The organism is Streptomyces sp. PKU-EA00015 (genome assembly GCF_013387495.1).
Lineage (GTDB): Bacteria > Actinomycetota > Actinomycetes > Streptomycetales > Streptomycetaceae > Streptomyces.
Genome location: NZ_JABZEE010000011.1, coordinates 209,135 through 231,855 on the forward strand (window position 1 = coordinate 209,135; position 22,721 = coordinate 231,855).

Sequence of the window (22,721 nt, forward strand, 5' to 3'; positions counted from 1 at the left end):
GGAGGAGGACGACGTGCGCAAACTGCTGCCGCTGTTGAACACCACCCCCCACGCGGGCGGACGTTCCGCGCTGACCTGCCGCTACCGCTGCGGCGACGCCTGCTTCCACGAGGTTCCCAACACCAGCGACAACGAGTACGCCGGTGACGTCATAGCGAGTGCGCTGTCGCGCCGTTCGATGATGCGTGCCGCCGCCGTCGTCACCGTCGCCGCTGCCGCCGGCGGTGCCGCCGCCGTGCAGGGCGCCACCCCCGCCGCGGCGGCGGGAACCGGCCGGCCGCAGAAGCCGGGCACGGCCGACGGCGCCCGCGGTCTGCGCTTCGCCCCCGTCGCCCCCAACAAGGACGACAAGGTCACCGTCCCCGCCGGCTACGAGCAGAGCGTCGTCATCCGCTGGGGCGAGCCCATCCTGCGCGGCGCGCCGGCCTTCGACCCGGACAAGCAGACCGCCAAGGCTCAGGCGGGTCAGTTCGGTTACAACAACGACTTCCTCTCCCTGCTCCCCCTCAAGGGCGAGTACGGCCGCCAGGTCCTCGTCGCGAACCACGAGTACACGGACGAAGTCCTGATGTTCAAGGGCTACGACCCCGAGAACCCGACCCGCGACCAGGTGGAGATCGCCTGGGCCGCGCACGGTCTGTCGGTCGTCGTGGTCCAGGAGGAGCACCGCAGCGGCAAGCTGACCCCGGTCACCCGCCACCCGCTCAACCGCCGCCTCACTGCCACGAGCGAGTTCGAGCTCACCGGTCCGGCCGCGGGCTCCGCCCTGCTGCGTACGTCCGCCGACCCGTCCGGCACCAAGGTGCTGGGCACGCTCAACAACTGTGCCGGCGGCACCACTCCGTGGGGCACCACGCTCCACGGCGAGGAGAACTTCAACCAGTACTTCGCCAACGGGTCGAGTGCGACCGACAAGCGGTACGGGATCGGCACCGGCGCCACCGAGCGCAAGTGGGAGCGCTTCGACAAGCGCTTCGACGCCAAGCAGGAGCCCAACGAGTCGCACCGCCACGGCTGGGTCGTGGAACTGGACCCGTACGACCCGGAGTCGACGCCCCGCAAGCGCACCGCCCTCGGCCGCTTCAAGCACGAGGCCGCGCAGCCGCGCCTCACCGACGACGGCCGTCCGGTCGTCTACATGGGCGACGACGAGCGGTTCGACTACTTCTACAAGTTCGTCTCCAGCAAGCGCATGATGAAGGGCAGCTCCCGGCGCGCCCGCGAGCACAACCTCACGCTCCTCGACGAGGGCACCCTCTACGTCGCCAAGCTGACGGGCGACAGCCCGGCCGCCGAGATCGACGGCACCGGCAAGCTCCCGAACGACGGCGAGTTCGACGGCAGCGGCGTGTGGATCCCGCTCGCCACCGACGACGTCTCGCACGTCCCCGGCATGACCGCCGAGGAGGTCTACGTCTTCACGCGCCTCGCCGGTGACAAGGTCGGCGCCACCAAGATGGACCGCCCCGAGGACGTCGAGCCGAGCCCCCGCACGGGCCGCGTCTACGTCGCGCTCACCAACAACAAGGACCGCGGCGCCGCCGGCAAGGCGGGTGCGGACGAGGCCAACCCGCGCAACAACAACAAGCACGGACAGGTCCTGGAGCTCGCGGAGCACTGGGACGACCCGGCGAGCGACGGCTTCGCCTGGCGCCTCTTCCTGGTCGCGGGCGACCCGAACGACCCGGCCACCTACTTCGCCGGCTTCCCCAAGGAGAAGGTCAGCCCCATCTCCTGCCCGGACAACGTCGCCTTCGACCCGTACGGCAACCTGTGGCTCTCCACCGACGGCAACGCGCTCGGCACCCACGACGGCCTGTTCGGCGTCGCGACCCACGGTGAGCGCCGCGGTGAGCTCAAGCAGTTCCTGACCGTGCCGACCGGCGCGGAGACCTGCGGTCCGATCATCCAGGACCGCCGCGTGCTGGTCGCGGTCCAGCACCCGGGCGAGGTCGACGGCGCGTCCGTCGAGAAGCCCGCGAGCTCCTGGCCCGACGGTCCGGGCACGCTCGTGCGCCCGTCGGTCGTCGCGGTCTACCGCAAGGACGGCGGCAACATCGGCGCCTGATCCCGGAGCCGGTTCACGAGGTGACGCCCAACTGTGTGCGCCACCTCGTGAACTGCTCGGCCGCGTCTCCCGTGTACGTCCACGGGAGATGCGCGGCCCGCGTCCCCAGCAGCTGGAAGAGGCCGCGGGCCTCCTGTCTCAGCCCTGCGTGACAGGCGGCGTGCGTCAGGTAGTTGAGCTCGCCGATCTCCTGCGGCGCGACCGGTCCGTCCGCGCGCCACAGGATCCACCGGTCCCATGTGCGCCGTATCTCCACGACGGCCAGCTCGTGCTTCCAGTGCTGGTCGAGGCCGCGCACCACCCGCCCCTGGGCCGTGTCGAAGACATGGCGGTACTCCTCCGCCCGCGCGATCTGCACCAGCACCGGCAGCGGCGACCCGGGAGGCGACGCCCCCGCCACGTCCCGCGCGAAGTCGTACATCCTGCCGTGCGTGCCGTGCCAGCGCGCCGAGTGGTAGCGCAGCAGCTGCACGTGACCCTCGACGTTGTACGGGTCGCGCCCGCGCATCTCGTCCCACCAGCGCCGCAGTTCCCTGCGGGGCACCCCGTCCTCGTACAGCCGCGCCACCGTCAGCAGCGACACCCACGGCATGGGGTCGGCGGGGTGCAGGTCGGCGGCGTGGAGGCAGGCCCGCACGGCGAGGTCCAGCCGGTCGCGGTCGACGCCGCCGCCGCGTCCCGCGGCGATGGCCCGGTGGAAGACCCGCACGACCTCGGTCGCGGCCGCGAGGACCGCCGCGTCGGGGCTGGCCGGCTCGGCGGCCCGCCAGATCCCCGTGGCGGACGAGCCGGCCGCGGCGTGGGCGAGCAGCCGGATCCGGTGGGTGCGCAGCCCCCAGTCGTCGCCGGTGTCGCGCAGCAGGTCCCGTACGCCCTGCCAGCGGCCGATGACGATGTCGTCGAGGGCGTCGGACAGCGCCCCGTCCCCGTACGCGGGATCGAAGTCGGGGACGAAGCGGCGGCGAGCGGCCATGGGCGGCACTTCCCTCGGCGGTTCAGGGACGATCCGACGATCCGACGATCTTCGGAGGGATCCACGGCGACTGCGGGGATCTACAGGCTCTACGGGGGACGCCAGCCGGTCCGGCGCGGGGATCGGGCGGCGTGCGGGGGCGGTCAGTAGTCGGTGGCCAGCGCCTTCCCGGTGTAGTCGGGACGGTGACCGGACCGCGGGTCGCCGTAGTCGTCGTCCGTGTCGACCGGGCGCGTGGCGTCGAGGGGAGCGGGCCGGTAGTAGGAACTGCCCTTGCGCCAGTAGTGGAACATCGGCACGAGGCCGGCGGCGAGCCCGCCGAGACCGATCGCGACCGACGCCCCGCTCAGCTCGCCCAGCGACTCGATGAAGATCCACAGCATGAACAGCGCGCCGAACAGCGGCCAGGCGCCGCCGAGGACGAAGTCGCGCACGGAGCGGAGCAGCGTCCTGCGGTACGCGACGACGGCGGCGATGCCCGCGAGACCGTAGTAGAACGCGATCTGCAGCCCTATCGCGGAGACTCCGGCGGCGAGCACGTCACCGACCGACCCGAGCGCGACCGACGCCGCGAACATCGTGAGCGCGACGGCGCCGACGGCGGCGACCGCGGCCCACGGGGTGTGCCACCGGCGGTGCACCCGGCCCAGCACCGCGGGCATCGTGCGGTCCCGGCCCATCGCGAACAGCGAGCGGGTCACCTGGATGAGCGTCGTCTCCAGGGTGGCGACGGTGGACAGCAGCACGGCCAGCACGAGGAGCCTGCCGCCCACTCCGGGCCAGACCGCCTCACCGAGCGCACCGAGCACGTCGGAACCGGACGCCCGGATCTCCTCGGCCGTCAGGAACATGTTGACGGCCACGGTGAACGCCTCGAAGACGAGGAAGACGACGCCGAGGCCGATCAGCGCGGCGAGCCCCGCGGTGCGCCGGCTGTCGCGGGTCTCCTCGCTCAGGTTGCTGGTCACGTCCCAGCCCCAGAAGTAGAACGTGGCGACCAGCGCGCCCGAGGCGAATCCGGCGGGTCCGTCGAAGTGCGCGAAGCCGAACCAGGACCAGTCGAAGGCGGCACGGCTGCCGCCGCGGACGAGTGCGGCGGCGACGAACAGCGCCAGGACGGCCAGTTCGACGCCGGACAGGACGAGTTGGGCGCGCACGGTCAGCCGCGCGCCGCCGAGCACGACCAGCAGCATCGCGACGAACCAGGCGGCGCCCACGGCCGTGGCCGGCGCCCTGTCGCCGGCCAGATCCGGATCGACGAGTGCGAGCGTCATCGCACCGGCCGGCAGGGAACCGGCCACCATGAAAAGGGTCGCGGAGACGACCAGAGCCCACCCCGACATGAAGCCGAGGAAGGGGTGCAGGGTGCGGCCCACCCACGAGTACCCCGCTCCGGCGTTGACGTCGAGGCGGCCGAGCCGGCCGAAGGCCAGGACGATGCCGAGCATGGGTATCGCGCAGTACAGCAGGGCCGCCGGTCCCGCGAGACCCACGGTGGCGACGAGGACGGCGGTGGTCGCCGCGATCGAGTAGGCCGGGGCGCTGCCCGCGACCGCCATGACGACGGTGTCCAACGTTCCCAGGACCCCTGGCCGAAGCCCTCTGCCGGAGCTGCTGCGCATGGAAATCTCCGAATGCCCTTGTGCCGCGCGGGAGATGCGGGCACGTCAGAAGCGAACACCCGCATTCGGAGGAGACGCCTCCGTCAAGGGGAGATCGTGCGCATCGTAGTCGGATGTGTGCGCTGTGGTGAGGGGGCGGGGTGCCGTCCCGCTCGTGCGCGTGCTCCCCGGGTCCCCCGAGCCGTACAGTCGGTGACATGGCTGCAGAGGTATCGGACGAGGGGACCGTACGGGTCGACGCCTGGGTCTGGTCGGTACGGCTCACCAAGACCCGCTCGCAGGCCGCGGCGGCGTGCCGGGCGGGCCACGTGCGCGTCAACGGCGAGCGGGTCAAGCCCGCGCAGTCCGTGCGCGTCGGCGACCAGGTGCGGGTGTTCCACGCGGGGCGGGAGCGGCTGGTGGTCGTCTCGAAGATCGTGCGGAAGCGGGTCGGACCGCCGGTCGCCACGACGTGCTACGTCGACAACAGCCCGCCGCCCCCGCCGAAGGAGTTCACCGCTCCGGCGGCGGTACGGGACCGGGGCGCCGGCCGCCCGACCAAGCGGGACCGCCGCGAGCTGGAGCGCCTGCAGGGGCTCCGGCCGGGGTCATGACCGAGGCGCGGGCGAGGCGATCGCCCGCGCGGCCCTGACCTCCTGACGCAGCGGCTCCAGGACGCCCTTCTCGTCGCCCGGCAGGTCGGCACGCACCTCCACCAGCTCCTCGCTGGAGCGCAGCCCCTCGGCGAGTTCGCGCAGCTGCTCCTCGATGCCGGTGATCTCCGTGCCGCGCGGCGGCTCGGCCCCGTGGTCGACGCGGACCCGGGCCGCCGTCGTGGCGTCCACGATCCGCTCGACGGCCACGACGAGCGGCCACCAGGCGGCGGCCCGTGCGCCGGTCGGCGGCGGCTCGGTCAGCGCCCGCTGGAACTCGGACCGCACGGACGACAGGTCCCGGTACAGCCGCCTGCGCCGCCGCACCCGTTCGCCCTGGTCGGTGCCGCCCGCCGCGCCGACCGGGCCGAAGGCGCACGCCACGTAGTCCGCCGCGTCCTCCACGGCCTTCGCCAGCCGGTCGCCGATCCGGGTGTGCCAGCTCTCCGGCCACAGCAGGTATCCCGCCACCAGCGCGATCGCGCAGCCGATGAGGCTGTCCACGAGCCGGGGCAGCACGAGGTGGAAGCCCTGGTGGTTGAGGACGTCCGACAGCATGAGGATCACCGGGGTGATCGCCGCGGTCTGGAAGGCGTACCCCTTCGCCGAGATCGCCGGGATCAGCGCGGCGAGCACCATCATCACCGGCACGTCCGCCCAGCCGCGCGGCACGGCCGCCAGGACCGCGGCCGCGACGAGCAGGCCCGCGGCCGTGCCCAGCGCACGCAGCACCGCGCGCGAGAACACCGAGCCGAAGTCGGGCTTGAGGACGAACGTGACGGTGAGCGCGACCCAGTACGACCGGGTCACCGGCACCAGGGAGACGAACACCTGGGCGATGCCGATGCACAGCGCGAGCCGGAGCCCGTACCGCCAGGACGGCTCGGACATCAGCACGTTGCGCGCCGCCCGCCGGACGCGGACGCCGAGCGCCGCGGGCCTGCCGAGCCGGTCGTGGGACAGCGCGGCGTCGGCGTCCGGCCGGTGGACGACCGCCGACGCGTGGCGCAGGGCGCGGTCGACGGCGCGGTCCGCCGGCCCCTCCGGCTCGGGCAGCACCAGCTCGGGGGCCGTGCGGCGCCCGCTTTCCACCGCGACCGCCAACTCCCGTACCGCGGCCGCGATCTCGGGCCGGCGGGAGGCACGGCCGTAGCGGTGCGCCGCCGCGGCGGCCTCGACGAGCGGGATGACCACGTTCAGCTGGGCGAGCAGCCGCACCAGCGGCCCGCGCCGTCCGTGGTCGCGGGCGCGCCGGGCGAGGACCAGGTCGTAGGAGGTGTTGAGGGACTGGGTGACGTCCTGGCGCCGGGCGTCGTAGTCGCCCGTGCCCGCCGCGGCGAGCAGGTCGGCGACACTGCGGTAGGTCGCGGCGACCGCGGCCACCTCCGGCGCCCGGCCGCGCAGCGGCCAGCCCAGCAGGGTCAGCACGAGCACGAAGAGACCGCCGAGGCCGAGCAGCAGCGGCGCCGTCCACCACGGTCCCGGCATCGGCAGACCGGCGCCCACGACGGCGTTCAGCAGGAGCAGCAGTCCGGACACGGAGGCGACCGCGCCGATCGTCGAGATCATGCCCGAGACGAGCGCCACGAGCGTGAGCGCGCCGACCGCGACCCAGCCCTGCCCGTACACGAGCGTGCCGAGCGTGACGCCGACCGCGCCGAAGAGCTGCGGGACGGCGATGTTCAAAAGACGCATCCGGTAGGCGTCGGCGGTGTCGCCGATGACGCCGGACAGCGCGCCCATCGACGCCAGCGCACCGTACGCGGGCTGTCCGGACGCGAGCCCGGCGGCCAGCGGCGCGGAGAGGGCGACGGCCGCGCGGGCGACGGCGGCCCACGGAACGGGCGCGTCCTGCGGACGCAGGCCGCGGATCAGCCATGCGGGTGGGGTGAGCCGCCCTGCGCGCCCGCCCTCCGCTGCCGCCCCGCCCTGGAGATCCGCCATGGTGTCAACAGACCCCGAAAGGCTCGCCCCGCGCAAGTACGGCGTCCGAAGCGGGCGCGTCAGCTCTCGTAGTTCTCGACCTCGTCGGCGGGCTGCTCCTGTGCCGTGTCGGGGTCGCCGCCGAACTCCGACTTCGCCCGCCGCCTGCGCAGCAGGTCCCAGCACTGGTCGAGGCGGATCTCCACCTCCTTGAGCCTGGCCTGCCGGTCCGGGTCGAGTCCGCCCTGCCGGATCGAGTGGTCGCGCAGGGCGCGCTCCTCCTCGACGAGTGCGCCGATGTCGTCGATGATCTGCTCGTCTTTCATGACACCTCCCTGGTCAGAGGACGAAGACGGTCCTGCCGCGGACTCCTCCCGCGCGGCTCCCGGCGAGCGCGTCGGCGCCTTCCGCAGCGGTAACCCGGCCTCCGGCGGCGTCTGCAGCGAACCGTCGGCCGCCGCGGCGGCGAGGGCGTCGAGCGGCGTCGACGAGGCGTGCAGCCGGAAGCCGATGCCCTCCACCTCGCCGGGCAGCGCGACCGCCCCCGCTCCGAGCCGGGTCGACACGGCGAGGCCGCCGGGCCGGGCGAGCACCGCGTACCCGGCGAAGGAGCCCGGTTCGTCCGAGACGAGACCGCCGGGCCGGGCGAGCACCGCGTACCCGGCGAAGGAGCCCGGTTCGTCCGAGACGAGACCGCCGGGCCGGGCGAGCACCGCGTACCCGGCGAAGGAGCCCGGTTCGTCCGAGACGAGACCGCCGGGCCGGGCGAGCACCGCGTACCCGGCGAAGGAGCCCGGTTCGTCCGAGACGAGGCCGGCGACGGCGTCGACGCCGTCCGGGCAGGCCGTGCGTGCCCGCGTCAGGTCGGCGGTGGCGTCCGCGGTGACCGTCGCGCCGAGGCCGCTCGTCATCCGCCTCGCCTCCCGACCGGCCACCCGCGTGGCCTCGCACCACGTCCCCACTCTGACCCCGCCGCCGGGTCAGCGCACGTCGTGCAGTTCCAGCGAGACGAGGAGCGCCCGGTGGTCGGTGGCCCCCAGGTCGAGGAAGCGGGCGGAGCGCACCGAGAAGTCCTCGCTGACCAGCACGTGGTCGATCTGCGCGCCGAGCGGGCGGGGCAGGGCGGTCGGCCAGGAAGGTGTGCGGGATGCGCCTGCGAGCCGGGCGCTGTCGCGCAGGCCGCCGGCCTCCAGGAGGTCCCGGAAGGCGGCGTGTTCCCGGGTCGCGTTGAAGTCGCCCGCGACGACGGACGGGCGGTCCGTGACCGCGGCGGCACGGTCGCGCAGCCGGGCCAGCTCCCTGCGCCAGTCGGTCACGGCGCCGGGGACGGGCGGCAAAGGGTGGGCGAGCTGGAGGGCCACCGGCCGGCCCGCGATGCGGGCGCCGGCGGCCGGCATGCCGAGCACGGAGCGGACACCGGTGGCGGGTGTCAGCGGGTACCGGCTGAGGATCGCCGAGCCCGCCGCGCCGTCGGCCTCGACGACACGGCGGTACGGGTAGTCGGCGCGGAGGACCTCGGACGCGAGCGCTTCGGAGCACACGGCCGGGCATTCCTGGACGAAGACGAGGCCCGGACGCTCCCGGCCGATCGCCGCGATCAGCGCGTCGGTGGCCCCGCCGAACTCGAGGTTCGCCGTGAGGACCTCGACGCGGGCGACGGCCGGCCCGGGCGGGTCGTCGGTCAGCCCGGTGTCGTACGGCCTGACGAACCAGCCGGTCAGAGCCAGCACCGCCACGGCCCACGCCGCGAGCAGGCGGCGCCGGGCGAACAGCGCCACCAGCAGCGCGACCGAGGCCGGGACCAGCAGCCACGGCAGGAAGGCGAGCAGCTGCGGCACGGGCGTGACGGCGTCGGTGTCCGCGGCACGGCACACGACGACGGAGGTCGGCACGACGAGCAGCAGCCCGGCGGGCCACGCGCCGCGTCGCCGCCCGGCAGCGGGGCCGCGCCCGGCGTCGTACGGCCCGGCCGCCGGGTACCCGCCGTCCCTGGTCTCCTGGTCCACGCAGGCCTCCGAGCCGTGAGTCGTCGTGTGCGCGTGCAGTCCCTCTCTCCTGAGGACGCCGGTCCCGCCGGATCCGTTGCCGCCGCCTCGACGGTGGTACGGGTGCGAGGCGGCCTGACTTGCCGCCCGGCGCGCGCGGGTGTGCCCTGAGAGGGGACGGGGGTCGGAGGGAAGGAGTTCTGCGCCATGGCCACACAAACAGCGACGCCGCGGCACCGGCGTCGGCGCCGGACGCCCGCACGAGAGCACCACCCGCTCGGTCTGCTACTGCCCGCCCTGCTCGCCGTCACCGTCGGCATCTGGGCCGCGTCCATCCTGCGCTTCCAGAACGACGGCGTCGCCACCGGTGGCCAGTGGGTCCTCGGCGTGGTCTGCGCGGTGGTGTTCGGCGCTCTCGCGTTCGGGCTCGGCCGCATCCGGCACTCCCTGCCGCGCGAGATGCGTGCCCTGGCCTACGGGGCGCTGACCGCGGTGACCATCGGGTTCCTGACCAGCCTGGCCGACGGCAGCGTGCTCAGGTCGGCGGGCATCGGTGTCGCTGTCGGCGTGGGTGTCGGGCTCGTGACGTTCTACTACGCCTACACGCATGAGTGAGGATCACCGGACCTGCGGATGAGCAGGTCACCGGACCCGTTCGTGCGGGTCCGGCCCGCTGCTCGATGGTGACGTCGCCGGTGTCGAAGGGGCCGTGGGCCGTCGGCCACCGCGCCACGACGACGGACTGGTGACGGGGCGCCGTGTCCCGCCCCAGAGCTGAACCCCGCCCGGCCCGCCGGGCCGGACCTGCCTCGCGCGGCCGCCGGATCCGATCCGGCGGCCGCGCGTTGCCGTCTCGCGCCTCCTGGGTGAGGGCCGCGGACAGGTGGAGGGAGGCGCATCGTGCGGGACGAGGACACGCCGCCGCTGCGCGTCGCAGTGATCATCGGCAGCACACGCGAGGGGCGCGTCGGCGAGGAGGTGGGCCACTGGTTCGCGCAGTACGCCGCGCGGCGGGACGACCTGGAGCCGGTGGTCGTCGACCTGGCCGGCTTCGACTTCCCGGCCCGCTACCCGGGCCGCGCCACCGCGCCCATGCGCGACTTCGCCGCTCAGGTCCGCCGCGCCGACGCCTTCGTCGTCGTGACCCCGGAGTACAACCGCTCCTTCCCCGCCTCCCTCAAGCAGGCCATCGACTGCGCCTACGACGAGTGGCACACCAAACCGGTCGCCTTCGTCAGCTACGGCCACGGCTCACGCGGCCTCTACGCCGTCGAGCAGCTGCGGTCGGTCTTCACCGAGCTGCACACGGTGACCCTGCGCAACGGCGTGGGCGTCGACCTGCTCGCCGAGTCGCCAAAGGACCGCGCCGCGGCCGTGACGCCGATGCTCGACCAGCTGCGGTGGTGGGGCCTCGCGCTGCGCGAGGCCCGCGCCCTGCGTCCCTACGCCTCATGACGGCACCGGCCGGACCACCGATGAATTCGCGCCCCCGCCCGAGTCCTGTCTCCACGGACGAAAAGGAACCGAAGGACTGACGATGAGTACAGATCTGGCAATCGAGACCACCGGCCTGGTGAAGGTCTTCGGTGAGAACCGCGCCGTCGACGGCGTCGACCTCCGGGTGCCGACCGGCACGGTCTACGGAGTCCTCGGCCCCAACGGCGCGGGCAAGACGACCACCGTCCGCATGCTGGCCACCCTCCTCAGGCCGGACGGCGGCGAGGCCCGCGTCTTCGGCAAGGACGTGCAGCGGGACGCCGACGCGGTCCGCAGCCGGGTCAGCCTCACCGGTCAGTACGCCTCCGTCGACGAGGACCTCACCGGCACCGAGAACCTGGTGCTCCTCGCCCGTCTGCTCGGCCACTCCAAGCCCGCCGCGCGCGAGCGCGCGGCGCAGCTGCTGGAGGCCTTCGGCCTGCGGGAGGCCTCCGACAAGCAGGTGAAGAACTACTCGGGAGGCATGCGGCGCCGTATCGACATCGCCGCCTCCATCCTCAACACCCCGGACCTGCTGTTCCTCGACGAGCCCACCACCGGGCTCGACCCGCGCAGCCGCAACCAGGTCTGGGACATCGTGCGCGCCGTCGTCGCCCAGGGCACGACCGTGCTGCTGACGACGCAGTACCTGGACGAGGCCGACCAGCTCGCGTCCCGCATCGCCGTGATCGACCACGGCAAGGTGATCGCCGAGGGCACGAAGGGCGAGCTGAAGGCGTCCGTCGGATCGGGGGCCGTCCATCTGCGGCTGCGCGAGGCCGGGCAGCGGCCCGAGGCCGAGCGCGTGCTGGCCGCCGCGCTCGGCGCCGAGGTCGTGCTCGATCCGGACCCGGTCGCCCTCACCGCCCGCGTCGACGGCAGCGGCAGCGACCGGGGCGCGGCCGAGCAGGCCGCGCACGCCCTGGCCGAGCTGGCCAGGAACGGCATCACCGTGGACAACTTCGCGCTGGGGCAGCCCAGCCTGGACGAGGTCTTCCTCGCCCTGACCGACAAGAAGGGGGAGGCGGCATGAGCACCGCGACCACCACCAAGGACCTCGGCGACATCGAACTTCGCGCGCCGAGGGCGGAGGACCTGGCCGCCCTGCTGGTCGCCGGGGAGCGGCCGCCGCGTCCGAGCGCCTGGTCGGCGTCGCTGACGTTCGGCTGGCGCGCCATGCTCAAGATCAAGCACGTGCCGGAGCAGCTGTTCGACGTGACGGCGTTCCCGATCATGATGGTGCTGATGTACACGTACCTCTTCGGAGGCGCGATCGCGGGCTCGGTCTCGGCGTACATCCAGTTCCTGCTGCCCGGCATCCTCACCATGAGCGTCGTGATGATCACGATGTACACGGGTGTCGCGGTCAACAACGACATCTCCAAGGGCGTCTTCGACCGCTTCCGTACGCTGCCGATCTGGCGGCCCGCCCCGATGGTCGGCTACCTCCTCGGCGACGTCGTGCGCTATCTGATCGCCTCCGTGGTCATGCTGGCCGTCGGCCTGGCCATCGGCTACCGCCCGGACGGCGGACCGGTCGGCATCGCGCTCGGCGTCGCGCTGCTGATGGTCTTCTCGTTCTCGTTCTCCTGGATCTGGACGATGTTCGGGCTGCTGCTGCGCACCGAGAAGTCGGTGATGGGCGTCAGCATGATGGTCATCTTCCCGATGACGTTCCTGAGCAACGTGTTCGTCGACCCGAAGACCATGCCGGGCTGGCTCCAGGCGTTCGTCAACAACAGCCCCGTCACCCATGTGGCCACCGCCGTACGCGAACTGATGGCAGGCAACTGGCCGGCGGCGGACATCGGCTGGTCCCTGGGCTGGTCCGCGGTGCTCGTGTTCGTGTTCGGCTCGGTGACGATGCGGCTCTACAACCGCAAGTAGGGCCCTGCCGCCCGGCCTTGACCTTCCTCGCGGGGGAGACTCCAGCATCGTGTCCGCCGGGCATCCCCGCCCGGCACGAGGAGGAAGGCCGGGCAGGCATGGGGTTGCTGGCCATCGGTGCGTTCGCCCGCGCGTCGCGGCTGTCCGCGAAAGCGCTGCGGCGCTACGACGAGCTGGGGCTGCTGCCGCCCGCACGCGTCGACCCCTTCACCGGCTACCGGTACTACGACGACGCCCAGGTGGAGCGGGCCCGGCTCGTGGCGTGGCTGCGGCGGATCGGGATGCCGCTCGCCGGTGTCGGCCGGGTCTGCGACCTGGCGGAGACGGACACGGACGCCGCGGCCCATCAGGAACTGACGCGGGGCGCCCGGGGCGAGTCGCGGCGCACGGCGTCGGGCCGCACAGCCGTGCGCCCGTGCGCGGCGCCGCCGCCGTCACAGGCGCCAGGTGACCGGCCGTGGCGGGCGGTAGGCGCACGACGCGCCCGTGGAGACCGATTCCCTCAGGTGCGCGGCCAGTTCGGGGTGGAGGCCGTCGAGGCGGCGCAGGGTGTCGCGGATGCGGGCCGTGACGGTCTTGCGGGCGCGTTCGGCCTCGTCGCCCAGGCGCCGGGTCCGGCCACCGAGCCCGGCGGCCGCACGCAACTCCTGGAGAAGCGCGGTGCGTTCGCGCCCGTACTCCTCGGCGCGGCGCTCGTCGCCACCGGCGGCCGCCCGGTCGATCTCCTCGTCGAGGCGCGCGAGGCGCTGCCGGTAGCGGTTCTTCGCCTCGTCGTCGAGCACCGGGTCCCCGCCGAGGCCGCGCGCGGCGACCACGGCCCCGCCGCCCTCGGGGGCGAGCAGCACCACGGCGGACAGGTCGTCCCCGGGGCGGGAGAGCAGGGTGTGCAGGTCCCGCAGCCCCTTGGCGTCGGGCACGTGCACGGCACGCCCCGCGAACGACAGCGCCCAGACGGCCCCGTCCCGCCGGAACTCCCCCACGGACGCGGACGCGGACGCGGGCCCGGCCCCCGGGGCCGACCGGGGCGCGGGCGGCTCGGACGGGGACGCGGCCCGTTCCTGCGGGTCGCGCAGGAGATGCGTCAGCCCCAGCTCCCGCGCCTCCCGCTCCGCGTCCGCCCTCAACGACCGTGCGGCCGCCTCACCTTCCGACGCCTCCAGCACATCGGCCAGTGCCGCACGGGCCCGCACCGACCAGGGCCGCGCCCGCAGCCGGTCCGCCGACGCGTACGCCGCCGTCAGCGCCCGGACCGCGTCCGCCGTCCGGCCCTGGGCCGCGTCCAGCAGCCCCCGCCACTGGTCGACCGGGCCGCTGATGTCGCACCCGTACAGCGAGACCACCCATTGCCCGGCGTACGGCTCCAGTGCCGCGCGGGCCCGCTCGATGGCGTCGTCGTCGCCCGAGGCCGCCGCCGTCTGCGCCCGCAGCCGCATCAGCAGCGGCGCGAACGCCCTCGGCAGCGACTCGGCACGCTCCTCGACCCCGTCCAGCAGCCGCCGCGCGAGACCGGCGTCGCCCCGCTCGACGGCCGTGATCCCCTCCAGCAGCTGCGGATACGGGTGCCCCACCTCCTCGAGACCCGACACGGCCTCGGCCGCTTCCTCCAGGCGGCCCGCCAGCAGCTTGAGGCCCCAGTCCATGTGGGACGTCATGAAGGCGAAGGCAGGGTGCTCGTGCCGGGTGCCGATCACCTGGTCCAGGAGCTGCCTGGCCTCGTCGAAGCGGCCCGCGAGGGCGGCGACCAACGAGCGGTCCACCGCGACGCCCAGCTCGAAGCGCCGCAGACCGCTCCGCTCGGCCAGGCCGACGAAGGTGTGCAGCTGCGTCAGATACCCCGGGTCGCCCAGCTCCAGCAGCGAGACCCAGCGCATCGCGGTGGCGTGCAGCTCCATCTCGGCGTTGTCCGTGCGGCGGGCGACCTCGGCCATCTCGTCCGTCAGGTCCAGCCGCTCGGCGGAGGTGCCGAGCCCCCAGATCGCGTCGTGCCGCGCCCACAGCGAGAACGACAGCGCGTCGTCGTCGCCCTCGCTGCGCGCCAGAGCGGTGCAGCGCACGGCCAGGTCCTGCGCGATCCGCTCGTGCGACAGGCCCGCGAGCTCCTCGCCGCCCCGGTCGACCAGCGCCTGGTAGGCGTCGCGCAGCAGCTGCCCGGTCCGTGCCCGCTGCCTGCCGCCCTGCACGTCGCTCTGGTTGTGGAGGGTGATCGCGACGCGTGCCAGCAGCTCGGGGGCGCCGAGCTCCTCCGCCAGGTCGGCGGCCCGGTCGAAGTGGCGCCAGGCGTCGATCTCGTCGCCTCTGTGGCGCAGCTCCGTGCCGAGGTCGAGGCAGACGAGCGCGGCCCGGCGCGCATCGGGCACGGCGGCCTGGAGCGCGCGGCGGTAGTGGCCGACGGCCTCCTCGCCGGCGAGCCGTCCGGACGCGTCGCGGGCTGCCGCCATCAGCAGCTCGACACGGCGCTCGCGCTCCAGCTCGTCGCCCGCGAGATGGGCGTGCCGTGCGAGGTCGGCGGGGAGGACCTTCTCGCTCAGGTCGGGCGCGGCCGCGACGGCCCGCACGACGGCCGCGTGCCGGGCGCGCGCGTCGGCCTCGTCCAGCGCCTCGTACAGCGTCTCCCGCACGAGGTCGTGGGCGAAGGCGAACCGGCCGCCCGTCCGCGGGGCCACCAGCCGCGCGGCGACGGCCCGCTCCAGCAGCCGGTCCACCTGAGGCACGGGTGCCGCCGCTGCCGCCGCGAGCATCTGCCGGTGGAACTCCCGCCCCAGCACGGCCGCGGTGACGAGCAGCGCGCCGACCGGTCCGGGCAGCAGCGCGAGCCGCCGCCGGACCGCCTCGCGCACACCGGGGGCGACGGTGGTGACGGGCTGGCCGCTGTGCCAGATCCGGGCGGTCTGCTCGACGAAGAACGGATTGCCTCCGGTGCGCCGGTGGACCTCGTCGACGAGGCCGGGCCCGGCCTCGACACCGGCCGTCAGCTCGATGAGCGCGCCGACCTCGTCGCGCTCCAGGCCGGTGAGCGTGACCGTGGCGGCGGCCCGGGCGGCCAGCGGCAGGATCAGCTCCTGGAGGGGATGGTCGGCCGCCTCGACCTCCGCGTCCCGGTACGTGCCGATGAGCAGCAGCCGCTCGAACCAGGTGTGCTGGGCGGCGAATTCCAGCAGGCGCAGGGACGCCGGGTCGGCCCAGTGCAGATCGTCCAGGACGACGACCACGGGGCGCTGCTGCGAGACGGTGACCAGCGCCGTCGTCACCGCGTCGTACATCGGGAAGCTCTCGCCGCCGGCCTCCGCGTCGCCCGGCGTCTCCCCGAGCAGGACCGCGAGCAGCCCGCCCGCCGCCTTCTCGGCCTGTGCCCAGGCGTCCGCACCGGCTCCCCGCCGCAGCCCGCGCACGACCTGGACCCACGGCCAGTAGCCCGGTGCGCTGTCCGAGTCCCAGCAGGAGCCGCCGAGCACGAGGGCGCCGCGCCGCCGGGCCTCGTCGGCCGCGGCGGTGACGAGGGTCGTCTTGCCGATGCCGGCCTCGCCGGTGACCAGCACCAGGCCCCCGTGGCTGTCCGTCGCCCGGCCGATCTCGGTCCGGAGGACGCCCGCGGGGTGGTCACGCCCGATCAGTGCAGGGCTCATGCCGAAACCATAGGCGGCGTCACCGACAACGCCCGCGGAACCGGGAAACCCCCGCGGAACCGGGAAACGACCGCCGAACCGGGAAACGACCGCAGAACCGGGAAACGACCGCGGAAGGACGAGCCCCCGCCGGGCCCGCCCGACCGGGAAGCCCGTCAGGCGTGCCCGTGCACCGGGATGCTCCCGTCAGTCCGTGTCCGCCTCGCCCCGCACCACCACGACCGGACAGGGGGCGTGCTGCGTGAGATGGAGCCCGACGGAGCCCAGCAGCGCCGCCTTGAACCCGCTGTACCCGCGGTCCCCGACGACCAGCAGTGTCGCCCCCTCGGCGCGCTCCATCAGGGCCTGCGCCGGGTTGCCGATGAGGACCTTCCGCGTGATCGCGGCCGCTGCCTCGGCGCCGATGGTCTGCTCCAGCGTGTCGTCGAGGATCCTGCCCGCCATCGCCTCCGGGTCGAAGTCGGCGGGCAGGGCGGGCACCATGGCCGCCCAGCCCGCCGCCGGGTACTCCCAGCTGATGACGGCTTCCAGGGGCTCACCCGTGAGCCCGGCCTGTCGCACCGCCCAGCGCAGTGCCCGGACGGACGGCTCGGAGCCGTCCACCCCCACGACGATCCTGCCCGCCTTCGCCATTCCGCCACCTCCGTGGTTCATGAACCCGAACTCGGTTCAAGCCTACGGATAACCGGCCAAGGAGCCCAGAACTAGGCAAAAAGGTCGGCGGCGACTGCTTCCTCCGGCGCGCCCTGGGCCGGGACGCCGGCCGCCGGGGCCAGCACGCGGGCCAGCTCGCGCCCCGCCCGCGCGATGCGGTCCGGCAGCGTGGCGGTGAGCGCGTCGCCCGTGCCGCCCCAGTCCTCCGACGCCGCGTACACCGCCGTCGGTACGACCACCGCCCGCAGGTAGGCGAACAGCGGACGCAGGGCGTGCTCCAGCACCAGCGAGTGCCGGGCCGTCCCGCCGGTCGCGGCGATCAGGACGGGCTTGCCGCCGAGGGCATCGGGCTCGATCAGGTCGAAGAAGGACTTGAACAGCCCGCTGTACGAGGCCGTGAACACCGGCGTGACGGCGATCAGGGCGTCCGCCCCCGTCACCGCCTCGATCGCCTCCTCGAGCGCGGGCGCGGGGAAACCCGTCACGAAGTTGTTGGCGATCGGCACAGCCAGGTCGCGCAGCTCCACCACACGGACCTCCACCGGACGTCCGCTGCCCGCGAGTTCGCGGCGTACGGACTCGGTGAGCCGGTCGGCGAGCAGCCGCGTGGACGACGGCACGCTCAGCCCGGCGGAGACGACGACGAGGTTCAGCGGCTCGGCGGTGTGCGTCATGACGACTCCTTCGTGTCACGGACGTCCGCGCTGCGGGCGTCCGTTTCCTGGGCGTCGCGGGCGGCGACGGCGGGGTGCAGGGGCGCGGTCTCGGGCACTCCGGCCGGCCGCAGGCGGGCGAACTCCTTGCGCAGCACCGGCACGACCTCCTCGCCGAGGATGTCGAGCTGCTCCAGCACCGTCTTCAGCGGAAGCCCGGCGTGGTCCATCAGGAACAGCTGGCGCTGGTAGTCGCCGACCGCGTCGCGGAAGCCGAGCGTGCGCTCGACGACCTGCTGCGGGGAGCCGACGGTCAGCGGCGTCTGCTCGGTGAAGTCCTCCAGCGACGGGCCGTGGCCGTAGACCGGCGCGTTGTCGAAGTAGGGGCGGAACTCCCTTACGGCATCCTGCGAGTTGCGGCGCATGAACACCTGGCCGCCGAGCCCGACGATCGCCTGCTCGGGTGTGCCGTGCCCGTAGTGCGCGTAGCGCTCGCGGTAGAGCGCGACCATCTTCTTGGTGTGGGACATGGGCCAGAAGATGTTGTTGTGGAAGAAGCCGTCGCCGTAGTACGCGGCCTGTTCGGCGATCTCGGGGGAGCGGATCGAGCCGTGCCAGACGAACGGCGGCACGCCGTCCAGCGGGCGCGGGGTCGCGGTGAAGCCCTGCAACGGCGTGCGGAACTTCCCCTCCCAGTCGACCACGTCCTCCCTCCACAGCCTGTGGAGAAGCGCGTAGTTCTCGATGGCGAGCGGTATGCCCTGGCGGATGTCCTGCCCGAACCACGGGTAGACCGGGCCGGTGTTGCCGCGGCCCATCATGAGGTCGACGCGCCCGTCGGCGATGTGCTGGAGGTAGGCGTAGTCCTCGGCGATCTTCACCGGGTCGTTGGTGGTGATCAGCGTGGTCGAGGTGGACAGGATCAGCCGGTCGGTCCTGGCCGCGACGTGCCCGAGGAGGGTGGTGGGGGACGACGGCACGAAGGGCGGGTTGTGGTGCTCTCCCGTCGCGAAGACGTCCAGGCCGACCTCCTCCGCCTTCTCGGCGATGGCGATCGTGGCCTTGATCCGCTCGTGCTCGCTCGGCGTGCGGCCGGTGGTCGGGTCGGTCGTGACGTCCCCGACCGTGAAGATGCCGAACTGCATGGGGGCTCACCTCTCGGGCTGATGGTTGAATGTTGAACTATAGCCCCTCAACAAAGGCCCTCCGGTCCGTATTCCGCCCCGGCAGCCCCACCCCCGTACCCTGTCCCGTGGCCCCGGCCGGGGCCGGACCCGAGGACCGGAGGCTGCCATGGGCGGACACGAGAGCGAGGAGTGGAAGGAGCGCGGCGTGGCGCTGCGCGTCTTCGTGTACGTGTTCGCGACCCACCTCTTCGCGGGTTTCGTGTGGCTCCTCTTCTACGTCGGCGAGCACGCGCAGAAGTGACCCCGCCGCCGGCCCGCGGCACGACGCCCGCCGGGGTCAGCCGGTGCCGCCCGCGCCCGGGAAGAGCTGGCGGAAGGCGTCCGCCGACTCGGTGCCGGACCGCCCGAACGGCGCGTCGAAGTCCCAGACCAGGAACAGCAGGAACGCGATCAGCGCGCTGAACACCCCCGCCAGCAGCAGTTCACGGAACGAGCGGCCGATCTGCATCGTGAAGATCAGCCCGATGGTGACGACGGCCCCGCTGATCAGGCCGAACCAGACGATGCCCGGCAGGGTCTCCTCGGCGCCCGAGGCCCGGGCGCCTCGCGCGTCCTCGGCGGCGGCCACCTGGTCGAGCATCGGCTGGTACGCCTGCGCCTCCAGCTCGTTCGCCGGCTCGCGCTCCGCGACCCCGGTGCGCACGGTGGCCAGCAGCTCCGTCCCGCGCGGCGACAGCTCCTCCTGGTCGATCATCCGCGGCCACTCCTCCTGCACCACCTCCGAGACGTAGGCGTCGACGTTCGTCCGCAGCTGCTCCCGGAAGTCGGCCGGGTACACCTGGGCGCGCTGGGTGACCTCGTGCAGCGCCTGGGCCTCGGCGCGCACGGCGTCCTGGGCCGCCCCGCGGGCCTCCCAGACACCGGCGATCGCGAGGCCGAGCACGATCGCGTACACGACGCCGACCATCATCACCATGTACTCGAGGACGTCGGGCGTCTGCGGCGTCCCGGCCGCCTCCATACCGTCCGCAAAGCCCCGCGTCCCGCGCTGTCCGAGGAGCGTGACGACGAGGACGACGGCGCAGGCGGCCGCCGTCACGGTGGCGAGCACCAGCCATTCGGTCATGGGGGATCTCCCGGGGGGTGTGGTGAGGGCGTGGGGCGGAAGCGGACTCAGGCGCGGCCGCGCCGTGCGGCGGAACCGGAACGGGGGCGCAGCATGGCCGCGGCGAGCACGGCCGGGGTCGTGGTCACCAGCATCAGCACGGTGAGAGGGGTGCCGTCCGCCTCGGGGCCCCGGAACGCGGGCCGGTAGGCGCGGACGGCGGCCGCCGGAGCCCGCGGCGGGGCGGCGGGCGGTTCGGCCGCGGGCGGCGGCTCATCGGGCGGCGGGGCCGGAGGCGCAGGGGGTGGCGACGGCGGCTCACTCGCAGGCGCAGGCGCAGGCGGGGGCGGGGGCGGGGGTGCGGGCGGTTCGGGGGCCGGCGGTTCCGGTGCGGAGGGCGGCTCGGGCGGCTCGTGAGCCGGGGGCTGCGGGGGCGGTGGTACGGGAGGGGCGGTCGGCGGCCGCTTCGGCGGAAGGCAGGCCCCGACGCCGATCGTCACGCCGAGGCCGATCCCCACCGGTCCCGGAAGGGACACGGACACCGAGAGGGCCGGCGGCGGCCGATCCGCTTCCGCCTGCCGTCCGGGCGCGGACGCCGATACCCCGGCCCACTCCGGTCCGCTGGGGTCCTCGGACGCGGAGGTGCCGATGCCGACCCCCTGCGTGCCGAGAACCGCGACGATCCCGAGTGCGCTCACCTGCTGCCAACCCGCCACGGCGCAAACGGTAGAGGCCGGAACGCGGTCGTATGCCCCAGATCACCCGTATGGATGATGAAAGCACTTTTTTCGACCGCGGGGACGATCGTCTTCGGCCGAGCGTGACCGAGTTCATTTTGCACTTTGTTGCAAAAGGCTCCGGAGGGCGGCTAGAACTTGAACCGACGAGCCCGCGCAAGGAGGCGCCCCGATGAGTACGAGCACTGCCCGGCCGACCCCGTACCCGCACCTGCTGAGCCCGCTCGATCTCGGGTTCACCACGCTGCCCAACCGGGTGCTGATGGGCTCCATGCACGTCGGCCTCGAAGAGGCGGAGAACGGCTTCGAGCGCATGGCCGCCTTCTACGCCGAGCGCGCCCGCGGCGGCGTCGGCCTGATCGTCACCGGCGGCATCGCGCCGAACGACCGCGGCCGCCCCTACGAGGGCGGTGCCAAGCTCACCACCGAGGACGAGGCCGCCCGGCACCGGGTCGTCACCGACGCCGTGCACGCCGAGGGCGGCCGGATCGCCATGCAGATCCTGCACTTCGGCCGGTACGCCTACCACCAGGACCTCGTCGCCCCGAGCGCGATCCAGGCCCCGATCAGCCCGTTCGTCCCGCACGAGCTCACCGACGCCGAGATCGAGGAGACGATCGAGGACTTCGTCCGCGCGGCCGTCCTCGCCAGGTCCGCCGGGTACGACGGCGTCGAGATCATGGGCTCCGAGGGCTACTTCATCAACGAGTTCATCGCGAGCGCCACCAACCACCGCACCGACCGCTGGGGCGGCTCGTACGAGAACCGCGTCCGGCTGCCCCTGGAGATCATCCGCCGCACGCGCGAGGCCGTCGGCACCGACTTCATCCTGATCTACCGGCTCTCCATGCTCGACCTGGTGCCCGGCGGCTCCTCGCTCGACGAGGTGATCACGCTCGCCAAGGCCGTGGAGGCCGCCGGTGTCACGATCATCAACACCGGCATCGGCTGGCACGAGGCCCGTATCCCCACCATCGCGACCTCGGTGCCGCGCGGCGCCTACACCTGGGTCACCAAGAAGCTGATGGGCGCGGTGTCCGTCCCGCTGGTGACCAGCAACCGCATCAACACTCCCGAGGTTGCCGAGCAGTTGCTCGCCGACGGGCGGGCGGACATGGTCTCGATGGCACGGCCGTTCCTCGCCGACCCCGCGTTCGTGGCCAAGGCGCAGGCCGGCCGGCCCGAGACCATCAACACCTGCATCGGCTGCAACCAGGCCTGCCTCGACCACACGTTCAGCCTGAAGATCACCTCCTGCCTGGTCAATCCGCGCGCGTGCCACGAGACCGAGCTCGTCCTCGCCCCCACCCGGCTGAAGAAGCGCGTCGCCGTCGTCGGGGCCGGACCCGCCGGACTGGCCTGCGCCGTCTCCGCCGCCGAACGCGGCCACGCCGTCACCCTGTTCGACGCGGCCGACGAGATCGGCGGCCAGCTGAACGTCGCCAAGCGCGTCCCGGGCAAGCAGGAGTTCGACGAGACCCTGCGCTACTTCCGCACCCAGCTGGCCGAGCGCGGTGTCGAGGTGCGCCTCGGCACCCGTGTCGCCGCCGCCGACCTGTCGGCCGACGACTACGACGAGGTCGTGGTCGCCACGGGAGTGACCCCGCGCGTCCCCGAGATCGCGGGCGTCGACCACCCGAGCGTCGTCAGCTACCTCGACGTGCTGCGCGACGGCGCGCCGGTCGGTGAGCGCGTCGCGGTCGTCGGCGCGGGCGGCATCGGCTTCGACGTGGCCGAGTACCTCACCGACGGCGGCGAGGGCGCGAGCCTCGACGCGGAGACGTACTTCCGCCAGTGGGGCGTCGACACCTCGTACGCCGGGCCCGGTGGCCTCACCGCGCCGAAGCGCCCCGCGCCGCCGCGCGCCGTGCACCTGCTCCAGCGCAAGACGAGCAAGGTCGGCGCCGGGCTCGGCAAGACGACCGGCTGGATCCACCGCACCGAGCTCAAGCATCGCGGGGTGACGATGACGGCCGGCGTGACGTACGAGCGGATCGACGACGAGGGCCTGCACATCACGGTCGACGGCGCCTCCTCCGTGCTGCCGGTCGACACGGTGGTGCTGTGCACCGGACAGGAGCCGCAGCGTTCGCTGTACGACGAGCTGACCGCCGCGGGCCGCAGGGTCCACCTCATCGGCGGCGCGGACGTGGCGGCCGAGCTGGACGCGAAGCGCGCCATCGACCAGGGCACCCGGCTCGCCGCCGCCCTGTGAGAACGCGTCCCCGTCGGCCTCGGCGAGGGGCCGGCGGGGAG

At 73.6% G+C, this 22,721-nt stretch carries 19 protein-coding genes and 1 pseudogene; 9 read left to right on the top strand and 11 right to left on the bottom strand.

The genetic code is table 11. The features are described 5' to 3' along the window. Nucleotides 1–13: 13 nt before the first annotated feature. Nucleotides 14–2,068 (top strand): PhoX family phosphatase, encoded by a 2,055-nt coding sequence (locus HW130_RS11565; protein WP_177149476.1) that lies wholly within the window; start codon nt 14–16, stop codon nt 2,066–2,068. Between the two features lie 13 nt (nt 2,069–2,081). On the opposite strand, the gene HW130_RS11570 is transcribed toward HW130_RS11565, so the two are convergent. Next, complete coding sequence (locus HW130_RS11570; protein ID WP_177149397.1) at nt 2,082–3,041, bottom strand: hypothetical protein; 960 nt, start codon at nt 3,039–3,041, stop codon at nt 2,082–2,084. A 143-nt stretch (nt 3,042–3,184) separates the two neighbouring features. Beyond that, entirely contained in the window at nt 3,185–4,663 is a 1,479-nt protein-coding gene (locus tag HW130_RS11575) for an APC family permease (RefSeq protein ID WP_177149398.1), read from the bottom strand. Between the two features lie 197 nt (nt 4,664–4,860). On the opposite strand from HW130_RS11575, the gene HW130_RS11580 reads away from it, so the two are divergent. After that, on the top strand, nt 4,861–5,256 hold the full coding sequence (locus HW130_RS11580; protein ID WP_177149399.1) for an RNA-binding S4 domain-containing protein: 396 nt from the start codon (nt 4,861–4,863) through the stop codon (nt 5,254–5,256). On the opposite strand, the gene HW130_RS11585 is transcribed toward HW130_RS11580, so the two are convergent. From HW130_RS11585 to HW130_RS11595, 3 genes are all read right to left on the bottom strand, one after another. Continuing rightward, complete coding sequence (locus HW130_RS11585) at nt 5,251–7,239, bottom strand: FUSC family protein (protein ID WP_177149400.1); 1,989 nt, start codon at nt 7,237–7,239, stop codon at nt 5,251–5,253. The genes HW130_RS11580 and HW130_RS11585 overlap by 6 nt on opposite strands. A gap of 59 nt (nt 7,240–7,298) precedes the next feature. Next, a complete protein-coding gene (locus tag HW130_RS11590; RefSeq protein WP_177149477.1) occupies nt 7,299–7,544 on the bottom strand; it encodes a DUF2630 family protein in 246 nt (81 codons plus the stop codon). A 654-nt stretch (nt 7,545–8,198) separates the two neighbouring features. Continuing rightward, nucleotides 8,199–9,224 carry an endonuclease/exonuclease/phosphatase family protein gene (locus HW130_RS11595; RefSeq protein WP_177149401.1) on the bottom strand — a complete coding sequence of 342 codons (1,026 nt, stop codon included), beginning with the start codon at nt 9,222–9,224 and terminating at the stop codon, nt 8,199–8,201. A 186-nt stretch (nt 9,225–9,410) separates the two neighbouring features. On the opposite strand from HW130_RS11595, the gene HW130_RS11600 reads away from it, so the two are divergent. From HW130_RS11600 to HW130_RS11620, 5 genes and pseudogenes are all read left to right on the top strand, one after another. Continuing rightward, nucleotides 9,411–9,818: a hypothetical protein gene (locus tag HW130_RS11600; RefSeq protein WP_177149402.1), complete on the top strand. Its 408-nt coding sequence runs from the start codon at nt 9,411–9,413 to the stop codon at nt 9,816–9,818. A 282-nt stretch (nt 9,819–10,100) separates the two neighbouring features. Continuing rightward, a complete protein-coding gene (locus HW130_RS11605) occupies nt 10,101–10,658 on the top strand; it encodes an NAD(P)H-dependent oxidoreductase (protein ID WP_177149478.1) in 558 nt (185 codons plus the stop codon). Between the two features lie 82 nt (nt 10,659–10,740). Next, nucleotides 10,741–11,712, top strand: a complete 972-nt coding sequence (locus HW130_RS11610) for an ATP-binding cassette domain-containing protein (protein WP_177149403.1) — start codon at nt 10,741–10,743, stop codon at nt 11,710–11,712. After that, a complete protein-coding gene (locus HW130_RS11615; RefSeq protein WP_177149404.1) occupies nt 11,709–12,566 on the top strand; it encodes an ABC transporter permease in 858 nt (285 codons plus the stop codon). Before HW130_RS11610 ends, HW130_RS11615 begins: the two co-directional genes overlap by 4 nt. Before the next feature lie 98 nt (nt 12,567–12,664). Further along, nucleotides 12,665–12,958, top strand: a pseudogene (locus HW130_RS11620) (MerR family transcriptional regulator); the annotation flags it as partial. 42 nt (nt 12,959–13,000) lie between these two features. On the opposite strand, the gene HW130_RS11625 reads toward HW130_RS11620, so the two are convergent. The 4 genes from HW130_RS11625 to HW130_RS11640 all read right to left on the bottom strand — a co-directional run bounded on the left by HW130_RS11625 (nt 13,001) and on the right by HW130_RS11640 (nt 18,641). Then, nucleotides 13,001–16,189, bottom strand: a complete 3,189-nt coding sequence (locus tag HW130_RS11625; protein WP_177149405.1) for an AAA family ATPase — start codon at nt 16,187–16,189, stop codon at nt 13,001–13,003. Nucleotides 16,190–16,375: 186 nt separating this feature from the next. Beyond that, nucleotides 16,376–16,822: a universal stress protein gene (locus HW130_RS11630; RefSeq protein ID WP_177149406.1), complete on the bottom strand. Its 447-nt coding sequence runs from the start codon at nt 16,820–16,822 to the stop codon at nt 16,376–16,378. Between the two features lie 71 nt (nt 16,823–16,893). Then, the gene (locus tag HW130_RS11635) at nt 16,894–17,517 is read right to left on the bottom strand and encodes an FMN reductase (protein ID WP_177149407.1); all 624 of its coding nucleotides are present in this window, start codon (nt 17,515–17,517) and stop codon (nt 16,894–16,896) included. Continuing rightward, nucleotides 17,514–18,641, bottom strand: a complete 1,128-nt coding sequence (locus HW130_RS11640) for an LLM class flavin-dependent oxidoreductase (protein WP_177149408.1) — start codon at nt 18,639–18,641, stop codon at nt 17,514–17,516. Before HW130_RS11640 ends, HW130_RS11635 begins: the two co-directional genes overlap by 4 nt. Before the next feature lie 148 nt (nt 18,642–18,789). On the opposite strand from HW130_RS11640, the gene HW130_RS35855 reads away from it, so the two are divergent. Continuing rightward, nucleotides 18,790–18,924 carry a DUF6126 family protein gene (locus HW130_RS35855; RefSeq protein WP_251023638.1) on the top strand — a complete coding sequence of 45 codons (135 nt, stop codon included), beginning with the start codon at nt 18,790–18,792 and terminating at the stop codon, nt 18,922–18,924. A gap of 36 nt (nt 18,925–18,960) precedes the next feature. Here the strand turns inward: HW130_RS35855 and HW130_RS11645 are convergent, their stop codons facing one another. Continuing rightward, complete coding sequence (locus HW130_RS11645) at nt 18,961–19,749, bottom strand: DUF4239 domain-containing protein (protein ID WP_177149409.1); 789 nt, start codon at nt 19,747–19,749, stop codon at nt 18,961–18,963. A gap of 47 nt (nt 19,750–19,796) precedes the next feature. Next, nucleotides 19,797–20,444, bottom strand: coding sequence for a hypothetical protein (locus tag HW130_RS11650; RefSeq protein WP_177149410.1), 648 nt, complete (start codon nt 20,442–20,444; stop codon nt 19,797–19,799). Nucleotides 20,445–20,637: 193 nt separating this feature from the next. Between HW130_RS11650 and HW130_RS11655 the strand changes: the two genes are divergently transcribed. Continuing rightward, entirely contained in the window at nt 20,638–22,680 is a 2,043-nt protein-coding gene (locus HW130_RS11655; RefSeq protein ID WP_177149411.1) for an NADPH-dependent 2,4-dienoyl-CoA reductase, read from the top strand. Nucleotides 22,681–22,721: the final 41 nt, after the last annotated feature.